The organism is Oligoflexus sp., assembly GCF_035712445.1.
In the GTDB taxonomy this organism is placed as follows: Bacteria; Bdellovibrionota_B; Oligoflexia; order Oligoflexales; family Oligoflexaceae; genus Oligoflexus.
Genome location: NZ_DASTAT010000013.1, coordinates 19,279 through 43,784, shown reverse-complemented (window position 1 = coordinate 43,784; position 24,506 = coordinate 19,279). Strand labels below are relative to the sequence as shown.

The window sequence follows — 24,506 nt, the reverse complement described above, 5'->3', positions numbered from 1 at the left end:
TTAAACCTTCAAGGAATCGGTTCCCAGTCCTTTCCCATGAGCGAGAGCGAAGTCTGGCCACGGAAGGTGTTCTTTCCCGCATAGACTAAAAAACGGGCGCGTTTGGCAAATTCCAAACCTTCGATCACATCATGAAAGAACATGATCTTTTGCATCGCGCCACCATCCGGGATCACCATCACGGAGGTGTGCTTCGGTTCACCCGTGGCCCGATCCTGAAGGAAGCGAACATTTTTCACCTCGCCTTCCATGCAGAAGAGCGGCTCTTCGAAACCGTGGCCGAAGGGTTTCATGTGCTCAAGCTCATAGGCAAGGTCGAGGTGCAGAAGATGCCCGGGAACCTCGCAATCATAATGGACCTTGCTGGTCCAGATATCGGGATGGATCGCCCTGACCTGCTGGGCATACTGAATCAAAGCCGCGCGGATCGCCTCTTCATTCTCGCGTTTGAAGGTGAAGCCGCCCGCTGCCCGGTGCCCGCCGAATTTTTCAAAGAGGTGTCCGGCCGCGGCCATGGCATCCGTCACATCAAAACCCGGAATGGATCGGGCGGAACCCTTGCAGACCTCTTCCTGCCTTTCAAAGAGCCAAGTGGGACGCCAGAAGCTTTCGGCGATTTTACTGGCGGCAATCCCCACAACGCCTGTGTGCCAGCCTTCGGATCCCAGGAACAGCACCGGCTCGTCCGCATGCTCCCGCGCCAGGACCTGGGCTTCGCGCACAATGCGATTTTGAATGAGCTTCCGCTCTTCGTTGCAGGTATCCATGAAACTCACGAGGGCTTCGGGATCGTTATGAATGAAGGCATGGATCACCTCGCGGGCGTGATGCAGCCGTCCGACCGCATTGATCCGGGGACCGATGCGAAAGCCCACGTCCTTTTCATCAAGACCCTTGTCCAGGGCACAGGCTTCCTTGAGACGCCGCAGCACCTTCCGGTCGCTTTTCAGCAGCGAGCGGACGCCCATATTCGCGAGCTTATGATTGACACCGTTCAAGGGCACCACATCGCAGATCGTGGCCATCCCGACCAAAGCCAGGATATCGTTCCACGCCTGGGCCGGAACAGCGAACTGCTGAGCCAGTTTCCTGAGCAGGACAAAGGTGATGCCGGCACCGCAGAGCTCCTGGTAATCAGGGCTCGGATGCATCTTGGGATTGAGGATAATGCAATCCGGCATCTTTTCCGGTTGGATTTTATGGTGATCCGTACACACGAAGATGACGCCGCGGTCTTTGCAGTACGCCGCCTCACGGTTGGCCGTGATGCCGGTGTCCATCGTGATGATCACATCCGCTTTCTCATCATCTATTAAATGCTGCACGGCTTGCAAATTCAGCCCGTAGCCCTCTTCAAAGCGGCAGGGGATATACCAGGTGAAGTTCGTGAAGCCGAGGGCCTCGAAGAACCAAATCCAGCTGACACAACTCATGGTGCCATCGACATCGTAATCCGCATAAAGGGCGATGCGTTTACCTTGACGGATCGCCTCACTGATCACAGCGACAGCATCGAGAAGGCCATAATCTCCATACTGGAGTTGGTCGATCGCCGAGAACTGCCGATTTTTTCGAATGATTTGGGAAATATCGGCCAGGTTGCGCGGACGCTCATCCTGATGCGCTGACCACTTCTGAAATTTTTGACCCACTCCTGTTTCCTCCGGTACCGGATCATAGCAGGGGCAGATTCTGCCTTCCACGGCTAAAGTTTTGCCGGGCTGTGCCGAGATGATTTGCGAAAGATCATTATTCATCGCCTTGCAGGATGCGGGGCGAGCGGCTTTCAGAGATAAAGGACAGGACGTCATGAAGGTGCACAACGTTCGCAAACCCGTGCTCATGCTCTTCTCACTCATCATCTCGCTTAATCTGGTGGGCTGCTTCGGAGGCGGCATAGATCCCACCGAAGATCCGGTGCAACCCAGCGATGGCAATGCTGCAGCCAATGCCGACGAAGAGGAAATGGCGGAAAATAATGCCGGTCTGAATGAAGCTGGCGGTGAAGACGCGATCAATGGCGCTGAAAATAATATGGCTGGCAACAACCAGGGCGCAGAAAACGGCGGCAGTGATGGTGAAGCGATCAATAACGCTGCGGATGAGGATTTCTTAAACGGCAATAACGCCAACTTCGCGGAAGGCGGCAATAATCAGGGGAATCTGTTCGGCAACAATCCGAACGGCGGGGGCGCGAACAATAATCTTGGCGCAAACGGTAATACCGGCCTTGGTAACAATAATTTCGGACTGAATGCGGCCAATCAAGGCGATGGTGCATTGATCAATGGCGCTGGTGACGATATTCTGGAGTCACCAGATATCAATAAAGGCGCAACGGATAATGGGCTGGCCGCAGAGGCGCCCGACAGCGTCCTTGCCCCTGTTGCCGAAAATCCGACAGCGCCAGGCTCTGGCGCGGTGACGACCGGCGGCGTTGTGCGTTATGTAACGCCCGGTGGATCCAAACTGTACGATAAACCCAATGGTGCAACTCTGCGAAACCTGGAGCAGGGTGATCATCCGTTGGTCAATGAAGAAGGTGAATGGTCTCGTACATCCGATGGCTATTATGTGCCATCTGCATCACTCACCGCAGCTCCTATCGCACGGGCCAAGCAGGCCAAGGAATGGAGATAGTTCTAAGGGAATGCACCCGGCTTTTCTGGGTTGACACGTAGGGATTTTGCTGGTTCCCTTGTCGACTTCATGACCTGTTGGGTTATAATGGAATTTCAACTCAAAGGAGGGAACTGGCATGTTCAAATTGCGCAGCTGCGCTATGGCTGCAATTCTATGCCTTCAGCCCGCATGCAATCCGTCTCAAGATCACGACAGCGTTCAGCCACGCACTGTAAGCCCAGCTGTGACAACCAGCAAACTCGAAGCCCCGGCTGCGTTTGTAACCCAACATACGGTCGAAAAAGGCTCCAGCATGTATCAAACGCTGAAGAGCGAAGGTCTTTTTCCCCAGACTATATTGGAACTCGTGAAAGCCGCGAAGCCTGTTCTTCCGCTGCAGGACGTTGCATCGGAAACCATGTTTGAAATCACATGGGACGGGCCCGAGAGAAATACGCCTTTGAAACTGGCCTTGAGGTACGCCGCCGACTCAAGCCTGGTGATTGAAAGAAACGGCCCCGGGCTTGAGTGGACGGCAACCAGAATCGAGCATCCGATCAGCGTCGTCCAAAAAACCTTCCACGGCTTCGTCAGCAGCAGCCTTTGGGAATCCGCTGAATTCGTCGGGATGGATCCTTCCCTGATCACCAACCTCGCTGAAGTTTTCGCCTGGCAGATCGACTTCAACCGCGAAGTGAAGCGCGGCGATCGCTGGCGTTTGACCGTTGAGCAGAAGATGGTCGATGACAAGGTCATCGGCTGGGGCAATATCCTGGTCGCGGAATATGAAAACAACGGCCAGCTTTTCACGGGCATCCGTTATCCCGCGGAAGGCGAGAACGCTTCGTATTATTTCCCGAATGGCCAAAGCCTGAAGCGCATGTTCATCAAGAGTCCGATCAAATTCGGTCGCATCACCTCGGGTTTCTCGCGCAGCCGGTTCCATCCCGTGCTGCATATTCATCGCCCGCATAATGGTGTCGACTATGGTGCACCTCCCGGAACGCCGGTCATGGCTGTGGGTCATGGCACGATCGAATCCATCGGCCGCAACGGTGGATCGGGCAACATGATCAAGATTCGTCATAATGGAACCTATTCGACCGCTTATCTGCATCTGAAGGGTTTCGCGACGGGTCTGCGCAGGGGTTCGACCGTGGAGCAAGGCCAGGTGATTGGTTACGTCGGTTCCACAGGCCTTGCCACCGGACCGCACCTTCACTTTGCATTCTATGAAAATGGGGCTTACACGGATCCTCTGGGTCTGCGTTTCCCCGCCGCTGAGCCGATCGCAAAAAATCAGCTGCCCAAGTTTAACCAGCTCGTCCAAAACGTGATGCGTACGCTTCCCGACTGGCAGCTGGCACAGCAGGATCCACCGGCCTCGGAAACCCATCCTACCGGGTCTGATGCTTCTGTGATTCGCTGAAAAGCCCGACAAATCTGCAAGCCTGAGTTTCTGCTCAGGCTTGTTTTTTTTTGCCCAGTCCGTTAGAGCCTAGGAAACGGCTCATGGAGGATGGGATGGATTATCAAGCGAAACAGGCTCAGGTCATTGAAGCATTTCGAGCAGGGAATCAGAGATTTCTGGCAGGAACTTCCCTGCACTCTTCACAGTCCTCGCTCAGCAAGCTGAAGGAATATGCCAGAGTCGGACAGTCACCCCATGCCGTCGTCCTTTGCTGCTCGGATTCGCGGGCTCCTGTGGAACTCATCTTCGATCAGGACCTGGGAGATGTCTTCGTCATCCGCGTGGCCGGCAATATCGTGGCTCCCTCGCTTGTCGGCAGCGTGGAATTCGCTGCCATCACCTTCGGCACTCCGCTTGTGATGGTGATGGGTCATACCCTTTGCGGCGCCGTCCGGGCTACCCTCAGGCACATCGAAACCAAGGAAGCCCTTTCCACCGAGGGCCTCAATGACATCGTCAACCGCATCAAGCCTCACATCTACACGATCGCCAAAATCAAGAATATCAGCGACGAGGAAAAAGCCGATCGCGCCGTCGAAGCCAACGTGCGCGCATCCGTCAGCCAGCTCTCCCACTCCAGCCGTATCATCGAGGAAATGGTGAGCCTCGGTCGTCTGAAAATCATCGGCTCGGTTTTGGATCTGGCCACCGGAGTGGTGACTTTTTTGGATGACTGAGAGGTCCTCACGCATGTTCCGTGGTATCGCCATTGGAGTTATCGTTGGTGGGCTGCTTGTCTCTCCAATTTTGATCCATACCATGCAGCCTTTGATTGGAGTTCATGAGAAGGCTGATCTTTCACTCGCGGATGCCTCACGATTGGAGACCACACCAGGGGCCGATGATAACGGCAGCGGCGTTGCAGTTCTTTTGGAATTGGCGCGCATTCTGAGTGCTCAGCCTCCGCCTGTTCCCGTGGAACTCGTGGCATGGAATCTGGAGGAACCGCCTTTCAGGACACCCAACTTGTCCAGGCTGTGCACGGTCTCATTCCTAAAGAGTGAAGGCAAAGCGATCGATCAAAGCTCCCGGCAGGCGCTGACTGTGGGTCGAGCGACTATCGTAGGTGCTGCTGCTCAGGATCATCTCACTGTGATCGGTGAGGCCCACGAGGTTTTCACCAAGCATGCGATAGAGCGATTCATCAAAGCGCATCACGTTCACCGGACCTTGAATCTGGCCGCCTTGCACCCAGAACGTGGCAAAGCGGGTCATGCCGGTCATGCGGCAGGCTTCGGCGTCCGAGAAGTTCATGTACCAAAGGTTACTGATGTAGAGCCCGTCGCCCAGTTCTTTCAGGATGGATGAGGCCTTCAGCGTTCCAGGCTTTAAATAAAGGGATTCGGGTGACTCGCCTTCATGGGCTCCGGTGGGTGCCAGCTGATACTCACGGCTGCTGCGGGCGGAAACCAGAGCGCCTTGATGCTGGCCGCTGTTGATAAGGTTGACAGCATCGGGCTTGGTGAAACCGAAGTCATCAAAATCGGGTGCGACCCCTCCGGCGACGTCTTCCGAGAGGTGGATCATCGAAGCGAGTTGCTGCTCACCGTCCACCAAACGCCGCAAAGGTGAGGATTTGGTGCGCTGGGATTTGACGCCGAACGAACGCCACTCCAAAAGGCTGATGACTTCAGCGAGGGCGCTGGGAGTCAGGTACACGCGGTATGATCCGGGCTTGATGGTGACCGCGGGTTTTTTCAGATGCTCCAGCTGTTCACGGCAGCTTTGCATTTTTGTTTTCAGGACTGCATCATCCCATTCAAGCCCCGCATAGTTCGCTTTAACAGCTTTATCCGCAGCGTGATAAACGCTCCAATCAAGATTGAAGCTGTAGTTCTCGTACCAGTTCCTTTGACCCAGAGTATTGGCAAAGCCGCGATAAATTCCGCCCGCGGCCTGAATGCCGACAAAATCCAAAGCCTGAGTTTCCTGACGAATCGCTGTAGTCCATTGTTCCAAAGACGGGAGTCGATTCTTCTCCAGTCTCTCGCTTGATTTGGGTTCACGGTTGATCAGGAGATAAGGATCCGCGGGCAGGAGAGGAATCATCTGCCGCAAACTCTGAAGGGTATTCTTCACACGCAGCGCATCTTCCGCGCTCTGTCCCGCCAGTGTCAGCTCGCAGGTCGCATGCCGCTGATCTTTGATAAGCCGGACCTGAAGGCGATCATGCTGCACCTTGCCGATCTGCCGAACCTTGCCCTGGTTGAAACGGCAAAATTCTGAGTCTTCACCCTGAAATGACAGGAGGAGTTCCTCGCCCTTTTGCAAGGAGGCCTCGGCTTTGTCCATCAGCTCGTAAAAATAGGCCTTTTTCATCCCTCGCCTCCAAACACTTCCACCCCAGAGAAAAGACAGGCGGGTGAGGCGTGACCCACGGTAATAGCCTGATTCGGCTCACCTTTTCCGCAATAAGCGGTCCCTAGAATATCGCTGGTTCCGGCGTTGCCGACCATCTTTAAATTGCGCCAAAAGCTGGCCGAAATACCCCTATAATTGGGCTTCCGCACGACCGCTCCCAGCTTTCCATTTTCAATGAGCCGCGCATACTCGCAGCCAAACTGAAATTTATTCCGTGAATCATCTATGGACCACGAACAATTTGTTTCCATGGAAATACCGCGTTCGGTCGCGGCGATCATAGCATCAAGGGAATGAGGTCCCGGCTCGATATTCAGATTCGCCATCCGATCAATCGCCGGTCGATTCCACGATACAGAACGCGCATTCGCAACACCGGGAAGCCCGGATCTTTGCTGCGAAAGCTGACCGCCCAGGCCTGCAACGAGCAATCCCTTCTGAATCAGAAAAGTTTTCTCCGCCCGCGTGCCCGCATCATCAAAAAGGTAGGATGCGAACTCATGATCGCGATGCGGATCGAAGGTCACATTCAAATGTTCGGAGCCATACTGATAGCTCCCAAACATCTCGGGCCGCACGAAGCTTGTGCCCGCATAGTTGCGTTCATCGCCCAGGATGCGGTCAATCTCAAGCGGATGACCGATGGATTCATGAATCTGAAGTATCATCTGATCCGGCGCCAAAAGAAGATCCATGACACCCGTCGGACAGTTCGGGGCATAGAGGAGCTGCAAAGCCTCCTCATGAATCTTATGCGCTGCTGCCCGATAGCCCATGTGATCCAGGACTTCAAAACCACCCTGACGACAGGCCGAGTGCCCATTCATGCTGCGCATCTCGGTCACGCCCTTGTCATGGACGGTCACCGACAGCATCGGATTCACCATATCAAAGGTCTGCTCGATATCCGTTCCCAGGGAATTCACCAGATGCATATCCCAGCGTCGCCGATGCAGCTGCGCCTGGTGGTCGACAAAGCGCGCATCATTCTTTTTCAGATCAAGGCAGAGTTCGCGCAGGAGATCGATACGCTCCTGCAGCGGCACGTTTTCCCACGGTTTTTGAGTGGGTGATTGGTACCGGCCTTTTTCTGCCTGCAAATGCTCGGGCGAATAATGCGTCACCGACCAGCCGCGGCTGATTTCCGCGCGTCGCAGGGCGGTCCGGAAGGCTTCTTCCACACCGGCGCGCGACGTATCAGCTGTCGCCGCATAACCCGCGGCTCCGCCCTGATACACAGTGAGCATGAAGCCAGCATCCTCGATCAGGCGCGGGGGTTCCACCACGTCCTGGCGAACCTGGAGCTGCTCATGGGAACGCCGCATCCAGCGCAATTCGAAAAAATCGACGCCAGTTGCCAAAGGGCGCAGGACCGCCAAAGCATCCGAAACCTGCATAAACCATCCTTCCATCTGTCAGGGGACCTCTTCGACCCATAGCAATTTGCAGGGTCCCCGTAAATGAGTCATAATTATGGAGTCACCGCCGCAAAGGCTTTCCCCTATGCATGCATTGCGCAAAAGCACGGCCCTTCTTTGGGGCACCTTCATCCTCGCGGGCTGCGGGCCTCAAGGCCATGTGCAGCGCGTGATTCATCCGCCCTTGGATCTGAGCGGACGCGACGCTAAAAACGCTGTGGAGCAGGCGGCAGCCACGGGACCCCGCACCCGGCAAGGTTTGCCGACGCAATGCGAGCTCGCGGTTCGGGTGAAAGATACCTTCTGCATCAGCTGTGATGAAGGGGGTTTGGATATCGAGCGCTGCTATGTGTTCCGTGGACTCTTCAATGCTGCGAAAAATTGTGTTTACTCCGCAGAACACATCAAGTGTCTGAATGCCGCTCCGCCCTTTGCCTTGAAAATTCCCATCAAAGGCTCCCTGGAAAAAAGTCTGCAGGAGAATACCCGGATCTGGCAGGAAAGCCTGAGGACCATTGCGAAGCCGCAGCTCAGCCCTGATCTGCAAAAAGCTTTGGAGGACGGTTTAAAGCAAACCGGGGATTTGGTTCAAATTCTGGTGAAGGCCCGCAAGGATCCGCAGTGGATTGATCAAAACTTCCCGCAGCTGGCGCCGCCCTTGAAAAAAGCGTTGGCCGAACTGCAGCAGCAGAAAGAGGCCGGTCAGCTGAAGCTTCTGCAGATCCTGCAGGTCAGCCGGCTGATGCTGGAAGCCAGCGGCACCTCCACTTCCCTTTTGCCTTACTGGGAAGCCCTCAGCGTCGAAGGTTTGGAGGAGCCCGGGGAGTAGTGCCACCGCCCCGGGGTAATTTCTGAGTTTTTGCTTCCGTCCCACCGTCAACTCAAGCCTTGACGAGACAAGAAGAGACTGAGCCCTGATGTCACCTTTCATTTCCCCAAAATCCCTGATTCTGGCCTGCCTGGGTCTTTTGATAAGCGGCTGTCCTGGCAAGGATTTTGTTGAAAAGAGAAGTGAAGACAAAAAGGCGGACTGCCTGGCTTACGGAGGCGATTGGTTGGAAGATGCGTGCTTCCGATTTAACCATCAAATGGGGCTTCCTGGAGTGGAAGTTCAGGATACTGACTGGAGCTGTGGAGTCAATTCATCGACTCGTATGTTGAAAGCTTACGGCCACTCAGTTAACTATCAAAATCTGAAACAGGAATTTGGGAAGCTTTCTTTTAGTGTTCCCCTCGTGAGTTCTGTTGAACTGGACATTATGAGCCTTCAGCCAGTTATCAGGATTTCTCCACATTCAACTTTGTGAGGAAGCTACTGACTGAAGGAAAGCCCGTGGGTGCTTTGCTTTATCTAGGCATGGATGAGTATGAAGGAGCGGTCATTCCCAAGCTCCACTGGGTTGTTGTTTCAGGGTTCGACGATTCACAGGAAACACTCACGTATTTCGATACAGATGATGAGTTTGGCCCCCCTTCCCGGATGTCTTACCAGGGAGAGAGTTCGTGAGTCAGGCTTCCGTGCGTTTCTCTGGGGGAAAGAATGGTATATTTTGGATTGATCGCCCTCTTCCTCCGGAATTCGTAACGTTAATAAACGTTTCATCGAATCAGTTGAAAGACGCTCCCCGGACTACAGTCCAATCATTAAGTTTCGACGGTAAAGGCGATGGAAGTCACCTATAAATGCAGTGACGGCAATGAAGTTGTAATATCCAGACGACCAATGAGCAATGGTGCTCCAGGTGGAACCCCTCGTCCAGGATCACCTTTTATACCCCGGTTTCAACGCTCCTGACGAGAAGCACCTGCACATTATTGCCATTTTGTCATACAAAGGAGCTGAAGCGTCAGCTCAAGCCTGCGTTTCCGCTTCGGCCTTCTTCTTATAAAATTCCTGGATACTCGGCATAAGATGCGTTACCACCTCATCCACGGACCGGACCAGCACGATCTGGTCGAAATCCTTGCGGTCCATGAGTTTGCGGTCGAGCGGATATTTTTCCATCCAATCCAAAAGTCCTTCCCACATGCTGCCGAGCAAAAGGAAGGGTCTGGGCGCGATATGACCGACCTGCATGAGCTGCCAGGTATAAAACAACTCCAGCATGGTCCCGATGCCGCCGGGCGTCACCACCACAGCGTGACTGATCCGCATGAATTCATCGAGGCGCGATGAAAAACGGCGGTGATGATACTTCACATCCAGATGGGAATTCGTATCGGTTTCAAAAGGCAATTCGATATGCAGACCGTACGAGCGACTCTGATTGCTGCCTTCTTTGGCGCCCACATTGGCTGCTTCCATCAGTCCCGGCCCACCGCCGGTCACGATGTCAACGCCCTGCGCTGAAAGCTTTTTAGCCAGGCTGTAAACCTGCCGATACTCATCGGTATCCTGCTTGATACGCGCGGATCCAAAAATGCTGACTCGATAAAAATCACTGCCGATTTCCGTCACAAGGCTATCAAGATCAGCGACTATTTCATTCAGCTGCTGGATTTTTTTACTTAGAAACTTACGGACACGTTTTGGTTCTACCGCCATGCAGGAACTCCTCAAGGCCATGCAATCCATAAGTCCAGGTTAGCAAACTGGAAACACTGAAGCATAGAGGATTCTGGAGACAGCTCCAGAAGCCACTGCGTCAACTAGGACGAGCAACCTGCTGTCCGTCGAGGACTTCAGGCCCCGTAGTCGCATCAGTTTTCTTCTGCGCCTCGTGGGCCAGATGAAATCCGCGCGTCCCAAAGAGCGCATCCCAGCGCCGCACGATGACCTCCAAGGGCAGGCAGAGAAGAAGCAGAAGAGCCCAGCCGCTGGAAAAGACCCAGTAATAATCGGGAATCACTTTCTGCTCGGTGCGCTTGATGGTCGTCAGATCTCCGGTCACTTTCGCGAGCCAATCCTGTATCTGAACTTTTTCCTGATCGCTATCGAGTTCCACAAGCGTGGCGCCAGTCAGGGTTTGCAGCTGAGTCAGGCGATTGAAGGAACCCTCCATCTCCCGATCACCGAAGACCTCGGGCACGACACCATAGATGGACGCTTTCACCTGACCAAAAGCCGGATGCGCGCCTTCGATATTCAGCTCACAGGCAAGGCCACTCGCAAGCCTCGTCGGAAGGGAACCGCTCAGCACCCATTGATCTCCACTCACCATCTGCCGGAGTACATCTTTCGAAGGCACGACCTGACCGCAGACTTTAAACTGCCAGTCGCTGCCTTCATTGATGAAGCGCGCGGCTGGACCACGCACGCGCACCGACCAGGGTGTATAAGACCCCTGGGTTTGCAGGCTGAGATCCTGCAGCCAGAGCGGTCTTTGCATTTCCTCGCGCAAAAGCCAGGTCATCGCGGAACGAAGGAAGCTGTGATAGGTTTCGCGCGATCCTTTGGGGCCCGGGTTCATTGCGAGCTGCCAAAGCGAATCGGAAAAAAGCCAGATCGCACGGCCCTTGCCTGGATACGAAGCGGCAGCCAGAAGGCTCTCGCGGCCATCGGCGGTTTCCGCCATCAAAAGCGGCGTCACGCCTTCGGCCTGCAATTCAACCTGATCGAGCCGATGCAGACCCTTGAAGGTTTCCTCGGGCGCAAGGTTCAGATCAAGTTTGATCCAGTCCTCAAAAACCGTGGCGAGCGTGCGCTTCTCACGATCGGGTTCCGCGGCTTTGATCGTGAATTTCAGATTCGGATCATAGGGCACGGCCGGTGGATTCATCCAACCCGTGGCATCGTCCTTGCGCGGACCGCCCTGGGTTTTAAAGGGCAAAAGCGTCGCCAGCGGTGAGGAACTGAGATCGAGTTCATGCAGGGCGCGTGGACCGCCGATGAAAAGAAGACCGCCGCCGTTCATCACGAAATCCACGAGATTTTTTTGATAAGCGGGTTCCAAGAACTGATAGAGGGAAAAGTTCTGAATCACCACCGCGCGGAAGTTCGGCAACTCTTCATTGAAGAGGCGATCGACCGGGAAAGGAATCAGACTCAGCTCGCGTTCATTGGTCAGCTGCACATCCGTGGGATCGCGCAGAATGAAAAAGCTGATCATGTCATACTTCGGTTCCGACTTCAGATAACGCCGCACAAAACGCCCATCCCAGCTGGGCGAGCCGAGCAGATGAAGGATGCCGATCGTATTGGGAAGGATTTCAAGACTCTTATAAAGCGTGTTATCCCAGATCGTCGATTCATTGCCGACTGGCAGAGCCTGCACCTTGATCAAATGAGTGCCGCGCGGCAAAGGCGGCAGCGGAATGGTCACGGTCAGCTGCGATTCACCGGGACGGAAGGTCACGTTCAAAGACGCGAGGTTCCGCGTCAGGACCGAAGCCTGCAGCTGCACGGTCAATTCCTGATCCAGATTTTTTCCACGGCGGTGCACCGTCGTTTCCAGTTCGATATTTTTCTGATCAAAACCAAAGTCAGGTCCGCCGACCATTTCAAGCCAGATGTTATCCTGCTCGGCATGCGGGCTGGCCAGGATCAATCCGCGCGGCTGACCCTCGCGCCGTCCCATATCCTTGAGCTGCTGCGGCCAGGGCTGGTTGGGCTGCGAATCGCCGCCGTCGGACAGAACGATCCACGGATCCATTCCGGTCAGGGGCAGCCAGCTGCGAATCCCGAGGGACAAGGGGGTAAAACCTTGTGCGACCTCATCGGTGATATCGGAAAGCTTCGTTTCCTGAAGACGACAGGCCATCTGCCGACAGGATTCATCAAGGCGGCTGAGGAGAGTCTGCGTGCGCTCCTGCGAGGCCGCATCATTCATGCTGGCCGAATCATCGCGCAGGATATGAATGGTTTTCAGACTCAAAGAACTTGAAATCAGATCTTTGTCCATGCGGGGAAAGACCGCGAGCAGAATCGGCGCCACCCAACCCACGCGCAGGGCAAAGGCCAAAAGCCCCCGCTGCCAGCCGTAGCGCCTGATCCAAAGCACAGCCAGAATCACAAGACCAACGCACACGGCGATAAATAGTTCTCGAAAGTCCTGCACTCAGCGCAACCTCTGCATGAAGCCGGATACTGAAAGAGCGATCAGCGCAGCCTTTTCAGGATTTCCGGAAGATGAATCTGATCTTTCTTATAATCGGTCGCCAGCGCCACCATCATCAGGTTGATGAAAACCCGGACGGCCTGCTCATGCGTGAATTTTCCAAAGCAGCCGCCGGCTTCTGGTTCATCCAACGTGAAGCGGAGGAAATCCCCAGGCACCAGCACCATCGCAATCCTTTGATCAAAATGAAAACCTTCCCAGACCTGGTTTCCACACTGAGGCAGCGACGCGAGCAGGTGAAAACTTCGCATCAGTTCGTGATCGGGTGGAATCGGCTTCCACGTGCCTTTCGGAATGGCTTCCAAAACAGCCTTCTTAAAGGCATCCGATCCATTGTGGTTTTCAACGACCAGAAAACCGCCGCGCTGCATCCAACCCGTCAGCTCTCCAAAAGCATTTTTATCCATGCTTTCCAGAATCTGCGGGCGGTTCACCCATAGCCATGGCTGCTGATACATCGAACGCTGCACATTCAGAGTATTGATGACCTGCTCATCCAGCTCAATACTGGTGCGTCCCGAAACATCCTTCCGCAGAGAACCGAGTCGCGGCGCTCCCGGATAGCCGAGAAGATTGAGCTGCACGCCGGCATCCGCGGGCTGAGGCAGAGCACTGAGAGCCAGAAGTACTATGAACCACCGCACCGACCAGGGATATTTTTGCAGAAGACGCCTGAGGCCGCTGCCGATGATTTCCAGCCAGACGGCCACGACCAGAATCACAAGGCAGAGATAAATCCAGGGCCTTGCATCATTCTCTGTGCCCGACGCCGGTTTTTCGCGGACAAGGCCTTTGGTGCCCAGGCTCAATTGCGGCGGCAGCTGATCGGGTACGGCCTTGCGGCCTAGACTTTCTCCAAGAGGCACATTGCTGAGCTTAAGGTCGGGAGCCTCATAGGCCTGGGAAATATCCTCGATACGCGGCCATGATAACTGCTTATCCGAACCACTCGCGTATTTTTTCCCGGTCGCCTGCAGCACGGCCCGCAGCATAAGAGGCAGCTGCCCATAACTGATTTGCCCAGCCCGCAAAGGATTCAGGGGTATGGTAAAGCCGACGATGCGAAGACCCAGCTCCTTGTTCCTGAGCGTCATGGCCAAAGCCCCCAAAGGACTGTCCACCTCACCGCCCAGCTGCAGAGCCCCGATCGACTGCAGAATGCCCACATACTGATCGCGGTGCTCGACGTTGTCACAGTAGGCCGGCTTGCCTTCCAAAGGTTTGGGAGCCTGGGCCAGAGCTGCAAAACAGGTACAGATCTCATCATAATTTCCAAGATCCTCGCCCGGCAGGAGCCAGACCAAAGCATCCGAGCGACTCCGTTCCAAAACACTGCGCTCGGCCACAAACATCGGGCAAAAACCCTTCACGGAAGCCGCCGGCCCCACTTCGCTGACGACCAAGGACGGCGTATTCCAATGACCCGTGGATCGAAGCTGATCTATGCGCTGCGTCTGATAGCCAAGCACTTCAAGACTGGTTTTCAGGTGAAAAATGGAGTCTTCCAAAAACATTTCACCGCGGGGCTTCGAGATGACCAGGGCATCTTCATTCTGAAGCTGAAGCCAGCTGCGAAATTCATTATCGAGCAGAAGATCATCCGGTCCGGCCGGCGTCACGGTCCAGACTATGCTCGTGGCCTTATCTTTCTGCTTTTTCTGCAGCTCGGCGACGGAGAGGTTGATTTCCAGTTCGAGGCTTTTCATGTCCGCTTCGAATTGAAAATTCTGCGTGATCAAATTCTGGCCATCCATGTCTGCGCTCAGACGACCCTGGATGACCTTGCCTTCTCCGGTCCGGCGGAGCGTGACATGCCAGAGCCCGCTGGGCGCAGCGCTGCCGGTTGCTTTCGGTTTGGCTTCATCAATGAAAAGATTGTCCATGGACTGCGGTCGACCGGGCAAGGGATACCAGGAGATCTGCATTTTCTTTTCAAGATAGCGCCAGTTGAAATCCTCCCAGCTCGAAAGATCCGTATCGGACACCACGATGAGCTGATCAATATCCGAATGCTTTCTCAGAAGACCCTCGACCGTGGCCCCGAGCTTCACACCCGCACGATGAAAACCCTGGGCCTGAATCAGGGCGGAAACCCTTTTCAGATCCGCATCCAGATGAATGGTCGGATCAGACGTCGTGCTGAAGCTGATCCGGGCCTTTCCTTCCAGGGCATCCATCATTTTTTGGGCTTCCGCTCCGTACTGCCCTGCCGTCGTGCCCAAAGCGTGCGACGGACTCAAATCAAAAAGGATATGCGTCCGACGCAGATCCAAATCATCGGATTTCATAAGGGGCTCGGCGAGCTGAAAGCTATAGATGCCGAGTGCGATCGTGGCCACGAAGAAGCAGAGCAGCGGCCAGAGCGGCGGCGGAATCCAGCGGAATTTCGGCAAAACGGTGAGTTCGAGCGGAATCACGCGCAGGATAGGCAGCCAGTAGCGATCCTTCTGTCGCCTTACGATAAACCAGATCACAAGACCCAAAGCGGCAGTCAGAAGGGTCGCCATCATCATGGGACCGCTGCCCTGATTTCCCATCAACCGATCCTTTCCCCTGTAAGGGCGGCTTTAGCCGTGTGCCATGACTGTTCCAGGTGAAAGAGATAACGCTGGATGGAACTCATATCGTGCACCTGCAGGTAATGCCGATGCGATTTGAGCCATTGATTCTGCACGCTTTCCACCCACTGCGCGATGCCCTTCTGCAGATGCTGTTTTTCCAGGAGCACATCACCCAGATACTCGCGATGCACCGGCGCTTCTTCAAAATAGGAGTCATCCATCCGCATCCAGGACACATCCGCTTCCAGGGACGACAGCGCATGAATCCAGCTCGTCAGGGGACCTTTCTTATCGAGAAGCCACTGTGGAATTCCACTGAGGCCATCACTGATCCAAATAAAAACATCGGAGCGTTCCGCCTGCATGGCGGAAAGGGAACGCGGCTCGATCGGCACCTTCTCGAAATTCTCGAAGGCCGTCTTCTGCAGCTGTTCAAAATGAATCGCCAGTTCCGTCGGCGACCGCATGGTCACCTGCTGCAGGTCACTCCCCTGCAAACGGTAAAGCTTCACATGGTCACCGGCCTTCAGATACTGATAGCAAAGATGCAAGGCGAGGCGCCAGCTCAGTTCACGTTTTGTGCAGACCTGCCGACCGATCGCTTTCAAAAGCCTGGGATCAGGCCAATTCATGGTCGGGCTGTCTTCCACGAGAATGCGGATGCGACAGCTCGCTTCGTCAAAATGCTCGCGGATCACGAGCTGTTCGGTTCGCGCAAAGGCTCGCCAGTCGATCAGCTGCACGGGATCACCCAGCGTATAACGCCGACTGCTGGCCGGCATGCGCGTGGGCCGCATCAGATTCAAACGCTGGCTGCCGTGAAAACGCATGGTGCGCACCGGCTGCGAACCCGATGGGTCAAACACATGATAAGGCGTCAGCTGACCCAAGTGGGGAACCGAGGCGTGGCTCGGCATTACATCCATCCTTTCACAGCAAGGTGGGCTGTTTCTTCGATGTGCGTGACGAGGCTATCAATGAAGGCATCTTCCGCATTCTGCTCGTTCTGCGCCTGCACCACGAGTTTGATCCTATGCCGCAGCACCGGCTTCACCAGACGGCGCACATGACGCCAGCGCACAGTATCGGACCCTTCGAGCAGGGCCAGCGCGCGGCAGACGGAAAGCATACTGATCCCGGCGCGTGGACCCGCGCCATACCAAATCAGATGACGCAGATGATCGGGACAGTTGGGATCCTGAGGCCGCGTGGCCCGCACGAGTCGATTGATCACACTCAAAAGTTCATCCGGGACCTGCACGTCCTGTTTGGCTGCGATAAGCTGCTTCACCGTCGCAACCGACAAGCGCGGCGCATCCGCATCGGTCTCCTGCAGTCCGTGCTGTTCCCCGACCAGTTTCGCCTGGGCGTGAGCCTGCAGAATTTTTTCTTCGGCGTCCTGATCCGGGTAATCCACCAGCGTGTGCAGCAGGAAACGGTCCAACTGAGCTTCCGGCAAGGGAAAGGCGCCTTCCGATTCAAACGGGTTTTGCGTGGCGAAGACCATGAAAGGATCTGGCAGGATATGCGCGTGCCCACCGACTGTACAGGTACGCTCCTGCATGGCTTCCAGCAGCGCCGACTGGGTCCGCGGCGAAGCGCGGTTGATTTCATCGGCCAAAAGCAGGTTGACGAAGATCGGGCCATTATTGAATTCAAAGGCCTTGCGCCCGCTTTCCGGGTCGATATTCAGAATATCCGAACCGATAATATCGCTGGGCAGAAGGTCAGGCGTAAACTGCACACGACCAAAATGCAGGTGCAGATGCTTGGCAAAAACCCGGACGAGTGAAGTTTTGGCCAGACCAGGCGCACCTGTCATCAGAATATGCCCACCCGAAAGCAGACAGCAGATCGCTTCCACAATCAAATCTTCCTGGCCAAAGATGGACTGGGACACGTCGCGTTTGAGGTCCTGCACCAATCGAGCCGCCTGTTCCAGTGACATCTTTTGTTCTTGCATCGACGCCTCACCTTTCACGGAATTGCAAAATCGGAATCAGCCTCTAGTATCCTACCTCGGGGCTCCATTCCGCTACAAGAAGATGTCCCTTCCTGCGATGCGCGCTTTTGCCTAAAACCTGTGTGCAGACCATTTCAGGTCTTTTGCAGGAGTTTTCATGAGAATTTTTTTTCCGAATCCCGAAGCCGGTGGGGCCGCTCTGGAATACATTGTCGTATCCGTTTTCGGGCTCTTGCTCGCCATCGCTTCCATTGCTTTTGTCGGCAACGCGGCCAAACAAAAGCTCGGGGCCATTGAGCAGCAGCTGGGCATCGAGCTGAACCTCGACGAACTCAATCCCTTCGACTAAGGCAGTTTGATGGCACGAGTCTGGGGTCTTTTACTGCTCACTCTTCTTGCAGGGGAAGTCGCCTGGAACTCGGCCATTTTATATAGTTCACTGCAAACAGTCGTGAAGATGCGCCACAAATTACAGGTTCAACCCGATGCTTTGCGATCGCAGATCTGCCTTGGGGAAAAGTCGGAAAATGCCGGACTTTTTTGGAATGAGGCCGGGCGGTGGGTCGATGCCTGCCAGTCGCCTCGCAAAACCGGCCGTCTTCCGCGTATCTGGCGGCTTGTGCATACCCATAATTACCGGATGCTTTTTCTGCGGGAGGTCCCTATAACCTTTGCTATCGTTATAAAGCGTTGAGAGTCATATGTTCTTTATCGTTTCCAAGCTTACTTTCGAACCAGAACCCACACCTCGTGACGCCAAGGAATTGGCCCAGCTCGCTGATAAACTTCGTCAAAGATTCAAGATCAGCATCCAGATCGTGGATGAATTCTATAAAGGTGGCCAGGCCGGAATCGTGGTCGCGGCTGTGCACCGTGAGGAAATGCAGCTCAGCAATCTGATCGACGAGATCGCCGACGCCTGCGAAAACTCCGGTTATGGACGCATTCATTCGGAAAGCACGATCCTGGAAGACTTTGAATCGTACGCCAACGAAATGGAATGAGGTGAATCATGGGACTGTTGACCGGCAAACGCGGGATTGTGATGGGCATTGCCAACGAGCGCTCCATTGCAACGGCCGTATCGCGCACGCTGCATAAGGAAGGGGCCCAGCTCGGGTTCAGCTTTCTGCCCGACACCGGGGAACGCAAACGCAACGAAGAGCGCGTGCGTCAGGTCACCAAGGATCTCGATCCAGCCATTGTGGCGTCATGTGATGTCACCGCGGATACCGACATTGAAGCCTTCTTCGCTCAGGTTCATGAGAAGATGGGCTCGATAGATTTTCTGGTCCATTCCATCGCCTATGCGCCGACGGAAGACCTGAAAGGTCCGACCTACATGGCGAGTCGCTCAGGTTTCGCAACCGCCATGGACATCAGCTGCTACAGTCTTCTGGCTGTCGCCCGCGCGGCGCGTCCTTATTTGAACAAGGGCGCTTCGATCGTGGCCATGACCTACTTCGGTGGGGAAAAGGTGATGCCCGGCTATAACCTGATGGGCGTTTGCAAGGCCGCGCTCGATGCCGCAGTTCGCTATTGCGCAGCCGAGCTGGGACTCGAAGGCATGCGCGTGAATGCGATCAGTGCCGGTCCCGTGAAAACACTGGCTGCATCCGCCGTCGGTGATTTCAAAAAAATGCTGGGACTCTATGAGCAGTCGTCCCCGCTGCGGGCCAACATCACAGCCGATGACGTGGGAGCCGCGACGGCCTTCCTTTTGAGCGATTACGCCCGCATGACGACCGGCGAAATCCTTCATGTCGACGCAGGGTATCATATTATGGGCACCGCACAGTACTCGGAAACAAATCCCGCCTGATCCACTCATGAACTTGGAATGACACCTCGAGCGGGTTATATTGGTTGTATTGAACGCTGGGTGTCGCTTGCAATCTCTCGTGGCTGTTGCCTGTGAAAGACAGGCACCCGCGACGACCCTCCTTTATTGTCTGCCGCTGGCTGACAATAACGCAGCTGAACAACTTCATATCCTTTTCGTCGGAAGGCTCAGTTCATTCATGCGCTATAGTCCCGCACGGCTCTTCATCGAAAATTTGAAAAAGCATCGCTTTGCCTATGGCCTCGGAACCGCGGCCATGCTGATCACCAGTCTGTCGGAAGTTTTTTTGCCGAAGTTCATTCAATGGTCCATTGAAGTCCTGACGGAAAAAAATACCGCGGATCCCCATGGGACTTTGGATAAACTGGTCCTTGGATTGATTGCGACCCTCACCCTGGGCTGGTTGGGCCGCGTGGGCTGGCGACAGATTCTTGCAAGGCAGACGCATCTGGCCGGTCATGACATGAAGACCAGGCTCTGGTCAGTCCTGAAGGATCAGCCGCTGTCGATGCTCGATCGTTTTTCACTGGGCGATCTGATGAACCGGGCGACAGCGGATTGGAACAAGACCCGCTTTATTCACGGCTTCACCATAGTCCTGACCTTCGATTTAATTTTTTTCACTACGCTGTCGGTCATTTCCATGCTGATGATCCATGCGAAGCTGGCTTTACTCTGCCTTTGCATCATCCCCTTTCTTCCCCGGCAGATCATCAAAATCAGTCGCCGTGAATACACCTTTCATCAGGTGGCCCAGGAGCAGCTTTCCCTTCTTTCTGATCTCATCTCCCAAGCTGTTAAAACCGTGCGGCTGCAGCGTGCCACCGCCAGTGAGAGAGTTTGGGAGGAAAAACTCGGAACCTATGCGAAAGAATATGCCCGTCGGCAATTCAAAGTCCTGCATGCCAGCTGGCAGATCTTCGTCCTGGGTGCCCTGCCGACGATTTTCGCTTACGGCATCCTCTTCACCTATGGCGTCATGGAGGTGCAGGCGGGACGCGTGAGCATCGGTGCTTTCATCGCGCTTCAATCTTATGTCCTTCTCCTTCAATCACCGCTCTTTGAACTTGGATCAGTCATCTCCGAATGGCAGACAGGTTTCGCGAGTTTTCACCGCCTCACCGAGATCTATAACCTGGAACGCGATACGCCCAGTACCTCAGACGCCGTGATTCACCGTTTTCATAATCCAGGCGTGGCTGTGCGCCTTCAGGATCTTTCCTATTCGTTCGATCAAAAACAGGACGTTTTAAGCCATATCAATCTCATCATCCCTCAGGGTGAAAAACTGGGTTTGGTCGGTCCGATCGGATCAGGCAAGAGCACCCTGGTGAATTGCGTCGCCGGTCTTCTGGAGCATCCCCAAGGCCAGATCCAAATTCATGGCCTGAATCGCGAACAGGGTCAGCGGGATTGGATCGTCAAACAGATCACGATGGTTCCGCAAAAGCCTTTCCTCTTTGCCGGCAGCATTCGGCATAATCTTTCGCCTGTCGGCACTGCGGATGAGGCCGCGATGATCGACGCTTTGAAAACAGTGGAGCTTTGGGATGACGTGCAAAAATTCGTAGGCGGTCTGGACTGTTGGATCGGCGAGTGGGGCATCAATCTTTCCGGCGGTCAAAAGCAGCGTCTGTCGCTGGCCCGCGCTCTTCTGAAACCATCGCCCATTTTAATTCTGGATGACTGCCTGAGCGCGGTCGATTCCATCACGGAAGCCAGGATTCTCGCGCAGCTCAAAACAAGGCTCGCGGGGCACACGGTGATCTGGACGGCTCACCGCCTCTCCACGCTGCAGCTCTGCGATCGCATACTCCGGCTCGAAGACGGCCGCCTTCTGGACCTGAAGTGGGAAAAGCCGGTGGCCCGCGTTCCGGAAAAACCTTTGCGGAATCCCCAAACTCTTGATGCTGTGGTCGAGGTTTAACTCATGCAAGCACATAACGATCCGATTGATCATCAGGGTGATTTCTCTGCGGTCCTCGCCCTCTTCAAGCATAGCCACGGCACGCGCGGCCGGCTCTTTTTTTGCATCGGCCTTGTGATCGCGTCCGCGGGGCTCCTCATGCTCTCCGCCAAGCTCATGGGGCATCTGGCGGAACTCCTGTTGCAAAAGCAGCCCTGGCCGCTTCTCCTCGGAACGGTCGCCAGCATCCTGGCCATTGAAAGCGTCAACATCTTTATCTATTACCACGGCCGGGTCGGTATTGCATACGTCACCAACCGGGTCGCCTTTCAGATTCGCGAGGCTCTTTTTCGTAAACTCAATCAACTGCCGATGGCCTACTATGACCAGCAGCCCCTGGGCCGTACGATCACCCGTTTAACTGCCGATGTGGAAGGCATTGAATCCTTCTTCAGTAACACCCTTCCCCGTGTTCTGACCGCGTTGATCACAGTCGTCTCCGTTCTGATCGCCATGCTGCTGACCGATTTTAAAATAGGCTTTTACATCTGTCTTTCCAGCCTGCCTGCGATCATCTTCACCGTTCTCATGAGAAAGCCGGTCCGTTTCTGGCTGCGCGACTATAAAAAACGTTCCGCCGCCATCAACGCCCAGCTCGCGGAATTGATCAATGGACTTCCTGTCATCAAAGTCTTCGGTTTGGAAAAATGGAGTCAGAAGGTTTTCCAGCAAAGCTCCGAGGACATGCTCAACTCCGCCTTCAGCCTGATGAACTGGAACACTTTCATTCGCCCGGCCGCAGCCTTCCTTTGCTCGATGCCGATCGTGATCATCCTCTGGTGGGGCGGGCACATGGCCCTGGATCAGCAGATTTCCATCGGTCTTCTGGTGGCCTTTATTCGCTATGCTGAGCGCTATTTCCGGCCGATTATGCAGCTCTCCTTTGAACTGCATCTGATTCAGGACGCGATCGCTTCATCCGAGCGGGTCAGTAAAATGCTGGATGAAACCGAGGAGTCCAAAATCCTCGGCCCCAGTGGCGGGCATAAAGCCAGTGTCCAGGGCTCGGTGGAATTCCATGACGTTTGGATGGAATATCTGAAGGATCAGCCTGTTCTGAGGGGGGTGGATTTCAAGGTGAAAGCCGGGACTTCGGTGGGGCTTGTCGGCAAGACCGGCTCTGGAAAGTCCACCACCGTTCATCTGATTCCCCAGCTTTATCCCATTCAAAAAGGCGAAATCCGCATCGACGGGGTTTCGCTGGAAGCCTGGGACCGCACAATTCTTCGTGAACAGATCGGCATTGTCTCCCAGGATGTGGTGATTTTCCAGGGAACCCTGCGGGAAAATCTTCTGGTGACCATACCTGAAGAGGCCCAGCCCGATGATGAAACAGTGCTGAAGGCCTGCCGTCGCACCGGCCTTTCCCTGGTCATGGATAAGCTGGCCGCAGGCCTGGATACGATCCTTCAGGACGGTGGTTCGAATCTCAGCATGGGCGAACGCCAGCTGATTGCCTTCACCCGGATGCTCCTGCGCAATCCTGCGATTTTAATTCTGGATGAAGCCACCGCCAATGTTGACGAGCCCTGCGAGGCCTTGATTCAAAAGGCCATTTTGGAAGTTTTAAAGGGGCGAACCTGTTTTATTATCGCACATCGGTTGAGTACCATCCAGCATTGTGACAATATTCTGGTATTCCAGGACGGCCGCATCATGGAGCAGGGGCGCCATGATCAGCTGGTGGAGCGGCAGGGGCATTATTCTCAGCTGGTGAAAAGGCAGATTGCACATGAGTATATTTGAACGGTTTCAGCGTCGTATTGAAGACACGCTCGCGGTGGGTGAAAAGCCGGTTATTATTTTTGATATCGACGACACCATCATCGACTGCCGCCATCGCAAGCATCGCGTGATTCATGACTTCATCAAGCAGACTCATGTTCGTGAAAGCTTCGCTCTTGAATGTCAGATCGTCGAGAAGATGAGCTGGGAGAACGTGCAGTATCGCGTGCTGGATACTCTGGCCCAGGAAGGCGTGCGGAATCAACTCTTCGGTGAGCAGCTCTTTCAGTACTGGCGTCAGCACTACTTCACCTACCCCTACCTTGTCGACGATAAACCTTTTCCTGGTGCCCTTGAATTCGTGAATCACTGCCATGACCTGGGTGCCACCACCGTGTATCTGACCGGCCGTGATATTCCCGGCATGGGCCAGGGGACTTTCGATGCCATGCGCAAGCTCGGATTTCCATCCGATGATGAACGCGTGCACTTCATCCTGAAAGAAGACCCCGCGATCAATGATCTGGAATTCAAGATCCTCGCTCTCGACAGAATCGCTCCCCTCGGCCGCGTGATCGCTGCCTTTGAAAACGAGCTGCCGAATCTTCACGCGATGGCCGAGCGCTTCCCGGAAGCCGCCATGTACTGGCGTAAAACCCTATATTTGCCGAATCCTCCCGAGCCCTTGGATCATGTCGAGGTGCTCCTCAGTTTCAAGTAAGCGAGGTCGATGCCCCATCCGCTCCCGCAAGCGGATGGGCATGAAACGATGTGACGAGTCGACTTTCCTTACGCACGGCATTCGATAGATTGTGCACATGACGAATAGGCACGGGAATGCGGTATTTATCTGTTAAACTCATCACCATTTCGACCGAACTCCCCAGATCCGCAAGGTGCCCGGGTGAAATAAAAATCGGCTTCACCTTATCCCGCGACCGCACGGCATAACCTATGGTTTGCTTATGATGCACGATGGGACTCATTGATCCCTTCACAATTCCAGGCTCTTCATATTTCCCACAAAGAATATTTTTCGCCGAACCGATCGTCGGAATATTCAGCCAAAGCCCCAGATGACTGGCAATCCCGAGTCTTCGCGGATGCGCAATCCCCTGACCATCACAGATCACAAGATCGGGTTTCACCTTCAGCTGCGCGAACCCTTGCACCAAGAGCGGCAGTTCGCGAAACGAGAGCAGCCCTGGCACATAGGGAAAGCCCACCTTATCCTGCACAGTGACCTCTTCGATCACCGAAAAATCCCGGCGATCCAGCACGACAATCGCCGCGAACAGCGTGTCTCCCCCAATATCATTCGAGACGTCACAGGCCGCGATCAAATTGCATGCCGACGGAAGGGGCTGCAAAACCACGCGTGAGGCCAGCTCCTTTTGCAGCGCGATGGCTTCGGTCGGGCTGATGTCCCAGGGATGCAGAGTATTGATGTCCATTTCCACCTCACAGACGATCATGAATACCTCGGACAGAATAGGAAAAATCAGCAGGCAAGGTCAAT

At 54.7% G+C, this 24,506-nt stretch carries 20 protein-coding genes and 1 pseudogene; 12 read left to right on the top strand and 9 right to left on the bottom strand.

Annotation, left to right across the window (positions count from 1 at the left end; translation table 11 throughout):
* Positions 1-8: 8 nt before the first annotated feature.
* On the bottom strand, positions 9-1,832 hold the full coding sequence (locus VFO10_RS01850; protein ID WP_325136964.1) for a single-stranded-DNA-specific exonuclease RecJ: 1,824 nt from the start codon (positions 1,830-1,832) through the stop codon (positions 9-11).
* Here VFO10_RS01850 and VFO10_RS01845 point away from each other — a divergent pair.
* From VFO10_RS01845 to VFO10_RS31365, 4 genes and pseudogenes are all read left to right on the top strand, one after another.
* Positions 1,810-2,640 (top strand): hypothetical protein, encoded by an 831-nt coding sequence (locus VFO10_RS01845; RefSeq protein WP_325136963.1) that lies wholly within the window; start codon positions 1,810-1,812, stop codon positions 2,638-2,640. The two genes, VFO10_RS01850 and VFO10_RS01845, sit on opposite strands and share 23 nt — an antisense overlap.
* Before the next feature lie 118 nt (positions 2,641-2,758).
* Positions 2,759-4,051, top strand: coding sequence for a M23 family metallopeptidase (locus VFO10_RS01840; RefSeq protein ID WP_325136962.1), 1,293 nt, complete (start codon positions 2,759-2,761; stop codon positions 4,049-4,051).
* A gap of 95 nt (positions 4,052-4,146) precedes the next feature.
* Positions 4,147-4,770 (top strand): carbonic anhydrase, encoded by a 624-nt coding sequence (locus tag VFO10_RS01835; RefSeq protein ID WP_325136961.1) that lies wholly within the window; start codon positions 4,147-4,149, stop codon positions 4,768-4,770.
* A pseudogene (locus tag VFO10_RS31365) lies at positions 4,763-5,029 on the top strand (M28 family peptidase); the annotation flags it as partial. The gene VFO10_RS01835 and the pseudogene VFO10_RS31365, both read left to right, overlap by 8 nt.
* A 57-nt stretch (positions 5,030-5,086) precedes the next feature.
* Here VFO10_RS31365 and VFO10_RS01830 read toward each other — a convergent pair.
* On the bottom strand, positions 5,087-6,412 hold the full coding sequence (locus VFO10_RS01830) for a TldD/PmbA family protein (RefSeq protein WP_325136960.1): 1,326 nt from the start codon (positions 6,410-6,412) through the stop codon (positions 5,087-5,089).
* Positions 6,409-7,866, bottom strand: coding sequence for a TldD/PmbA family protein (locus tag VFO10_RS01825; protein ID WP_325136959.1), 1,458 nt, complete (start codon positions 7,864-7,866; stop codon positions 6,409-6,411). Before VFO10_RS01825 ends, VFO10_RS01830 begins: the two co-directional genes overlap by 4 nt.
* Before the next feature lie 91 nt (positions 7,867-7,957).
* Here VFO10_RS01825 and VFO10_RS01820 point away from each other — a divergent pair, with 91 nt between their 5' ends.
* Both VFO10_RS01820 and VFO10_RS01815 read left to right on the top strand, forming a co-directional pair.
* A complete protein-coding gene (locus VFO10_RS01820) occupies positions 7,958-8,701 on the top strand; it encodes a hypothetical protein (protein ID WP_325136958.1) in 744 nt (247 codons plus the stop codon).
* 88 nt (positions 8,702-8,789) lie between these two features.
* Positions 8,790-9,179: a hypothetical protein gene (locus VFO10_RS01815; protein ID WP_325136957.1), complete on the top strand. Its 390-nt coding sequence runs from the start codon at positions 8,790-8,792 to the stop codon at positions 9,177-9,179.
* A 545-nt stretch (positions 9,180-9,724) separates the two neighbouring features.
* On the opposite strand, the gene VFO10_RS01810 is transcribed toward VFO10_RS01815, so the two are convergent.
* The 5 genes from VFO10_RS01810 to VFO10_RS01790 form a co-directional block, all read right to left on the bottom strand.
* Entirely contained in the window at positions 9,725-10,417 is a 693-nt protein-coding gene (locus tag VFO10_RS01810) for an LOG family protein (RefSeq protein ID WP_325136956.1), read from the bottom strand.
* Positions 10,418-10,517: 100 nt separating this feature from the next.
* Positions 10,518-12,869 (bottom strand): hypothetical protein, encoded by a 2,352-nt coding sequence (locus VFO10_RS01805; RefSeq protein WP_325136955.1) that lies wholly within the window; start codon positions 12,867-12,869, stop codon positions 10,518-10,520.
* A gap of 41 nt (positions 12,870-12,910) precedes the next feature.
* Positions 12,911-15,466: a DUF4159 domain-containing protein gene (locus VFO10_RS01800; RefSeq protein ID WP_325136954.1), complete on the bottom strand. Its 2,556-nt coding sequence runs from the start codon at positions 15,464-15,466 to the stop codon at positions 12,911-12,913.
* The gene (locus VFO10_RS01795) at positions 15,466-16,407 is read right to left on the bottom strand and encodes a DUF58 domain-containing protein (RefSeq protein WP_325136953.1); all 942 of its coding nucleotides are present in this window, start codon (positions 16,405-16,407) and stop codon (positions 15,466-15,468) included. Before VFO10_RS01795 ends, VFO10_RS01800 begins: the two co-directional genes overlap by 1 nt.
* Positions 16,407-17,453 carry an AAA family ATPase gene (locus VFO10_RS01790; RefSeq protein ID WP_325136952.1) on the bottom strand — a complete coding sequence of 349 codons (1,047 nt, stop codon included), beginning with the start codon at positions 17,451-17,453 and terminating at the stop codon, positions 16,407-16,409. Before VFO10_RS01790 ends, VFO10_RS01795 begins: the two co-directional genes overlap by 1 nt.
* Before the next feature lie 157 nt (positions 17,454-17,610).
* On the opposite strand from VFO10_RS01790, the gene VFO10_RS01785 reads away from it, so the two are divergent.
* The 6 genes from VFO10_RS01785 to VFO10_RS01760 all read left to right on the top strand — a co-directional run bounded on the left by VFO10_RS01785 (position 17,611) and on the right by VFO10_RS01760 (position 23,708).
* A complete protein-coding gene (locus tag VFO10_RS01785) occupies positions 17,611-17,802 on the top strand; it encodes a hypothetical protein (protein ID WP_325136951.1) in 192 nt (63 codons plus the stop codon).
* A 352-nt stretch (positions 17,803-18,154) separates the two neighbouring features.
* Positions 18,155-18,457 carry a DUF503 family protein gene (locus tag VFO10_RS01780; protein WP_325136950.1) on the top strand — a complete coding sequence of 101 codons (303 nt, stop codon included), beginning with the start codon at positions 18,155-18,157 and terminating at the stop codon, positions 18,455-18,457.
* An 8-nt stretch (positions 18,458-18,465) separates the two neighbouring features.
* Positions 18,466-19,275, top strand: a complete 810-nt coding sequence (locus VFO10_RS01775) for an enoyl-ACP reductase (protein WP_325136949.1) — start codon at positions 18,466-18,468, stop codon at positions 19,273-19,275.
* 67 nt (positions 19,276-19,342) lie between these two features.
* Positions 19,343-21,223, top strand: a complete 1,881-nt coding sequence (locus VFO10_RS01770) for an ABC transporter ATP-binding protein (protein ID WP_325136948.1) — start codon at positions 19,343-19,345, stop codon at positions 21,221-21,223.
* Between the two features lie 3 nt (positions 21,224-21,226).
* Positions 21,227-23,008, top strand: coding sequence for an ABC transporter ATP-binding protein (locus VFO10_RS01765; protein ID WP_325136947.1), 1,782 nt, complete (start codon positions 21,227-21,229; stop codon positions 23,006-23,008).
* Entirely contained in the window at positions 22,995-23,708 is a 714-nt protein-coding gene (locus VFO10_RS01760; protein WP_325136946.1) for an HAD family hydrolase, read from the top strand. The genes VFO10_RS01765 and VFO10_RS01760 overlap by 14 nt, the downstream gene beginning before the upstream one ends.
* Here the strand turns inward: VFO10_RS01760 and VFO10_RS01755 are convergent.
* Positions 23,701-24,462 carry an endonuclease V gene (locus VFO10_RS01755; protein ID WP_325136945.1) on the bottom strand — a complete coding sequence of 254 codons (762 nt, stop codon included), beginning with the start codon at positions 24,460-24,462 and terminating at the stop codon, positions 23,701-23,703. The two genes, VFO10_RS01760 and VFO10_RS01755, sit on opposite strands and share 8 nt — an antisense overlap.
* Positions 24,463-24,506: the final 44 nt, after the last annotated feature.

Coding starts and splice junctions, on each gene's coding strand:
- VFO10_RS01845 (WP_325136963.1), top strand. CDS start 1,810: ATGAAGGTGCACAACGTTCGCAAACCCGTGCTCATGCTCTTCTCACTC.
- VFO10_RS01840 (WP_325136962.1), top strand. CDS start 2,759: ATGTTCAAATTGCGCAGCTGCGCTATGGCTGCAATTCTATGCCTTCAG.
- VFO10_RS01835 (WP_325136961.1), top strand. CDS start 4,147: ATGGATTATCAAGCGAAACAGGCTCAGGTCATTGAAGCATTTCGAGCA.
- VFO10_RS01830 (WP_325136960.1), bottom strand. CDS start 6,412: ATGAAAAAGGCCTATTTTTACGAGCTGATGGACAAAGCCGAGGCCTCC.
- VFO10_RS01825 (WP_325136959.1), bottom strand. CDS start 7,866: ATGGAAGGATGGTTTATGCAGGTTTCGGATGCTTTGGCGGTCCTGCGC.
- VFO10_RS01820 (WP_325136958.1), top strand. CDS start 7,958: ATGCATGCATTGCGCAAAAGCACGGCCCTTCTTTGGGGCACCTTCATC.
- VFO10_RS01815 (WP_325136957.1), top strand. CDS start 8,790: ATGTCACCTTTCATTTCCCCAAAATCCCTGATTCTGGCCTGCCTGGGT.
- VFO10_RS01810 (WP_325136956.1), bottom strand. CDS start 10,417: ATGGCGGTAGAACCAAAACGTGTCCGTAAGTTTCTAAGTAAAAAAATC.
- VFO10_RS01800 (WP_325136954.1), bottom strand. CDS start 15,466: ATGGGAAATCAGGGCAGCGGTCCCATGATGATGGCGACCCTTCTGACT.
- VFO10_RS01795 (WP_325136953.1), bottom strand. CDS start 16,407: ATGCCGAGCCACGCCTCGGTTCCCCACTTGGGTCAGCTGACGCCTTAT.
- VFO10_RS01790 (WP_325136952.1), bottom strand. CDS start 17,453: ATGCAAGAACAAAAGATGTCACTGGAACAGGCGGCTCGATTGGTGCAG.
- VFO10_RS01785 (WP_325136951.1), top strand. CDS start 17,611: ATGAGAATTTTTTTTCCGAATCCCGAAGCCGGTGGGGCCGCTCTGGAA.
- VFO10_RS01780 (WP_325136950.1), top strand. CDS start 18,155: ATGTTCTTTATCGTTTCCAAGCTTACTTTCGAACCAGAACCCACACCT.
- VFO10_RS01775 (WP_325136949.1), top strand. CDS start 18,466: ATGGGACTGTTGACCGGCAAACGCGGGATTGTGATGGGCATTGCCAAC.
- VFO10_RS01765 (WP_325136947.1), top strand. CDS start 21,227: ATGCAAGCACATAACGATCCGATTGATCATCAGGGTGATTTCTCTGCG.
- VFO10_RS01760 (WP_325136946.1), top strand. CDS start 22,995: ATGAGTATATTTGAACGGTTTCAGCGTCGTATTGAAGACACGCTCGCG.
- VFO10_RS01755 (WP_325136945.1), bottom strand. CDS start 24,462: ATGATCGTCTGTGAGGTGGAAATGGACATCAATACTCTGCATCCCTGG.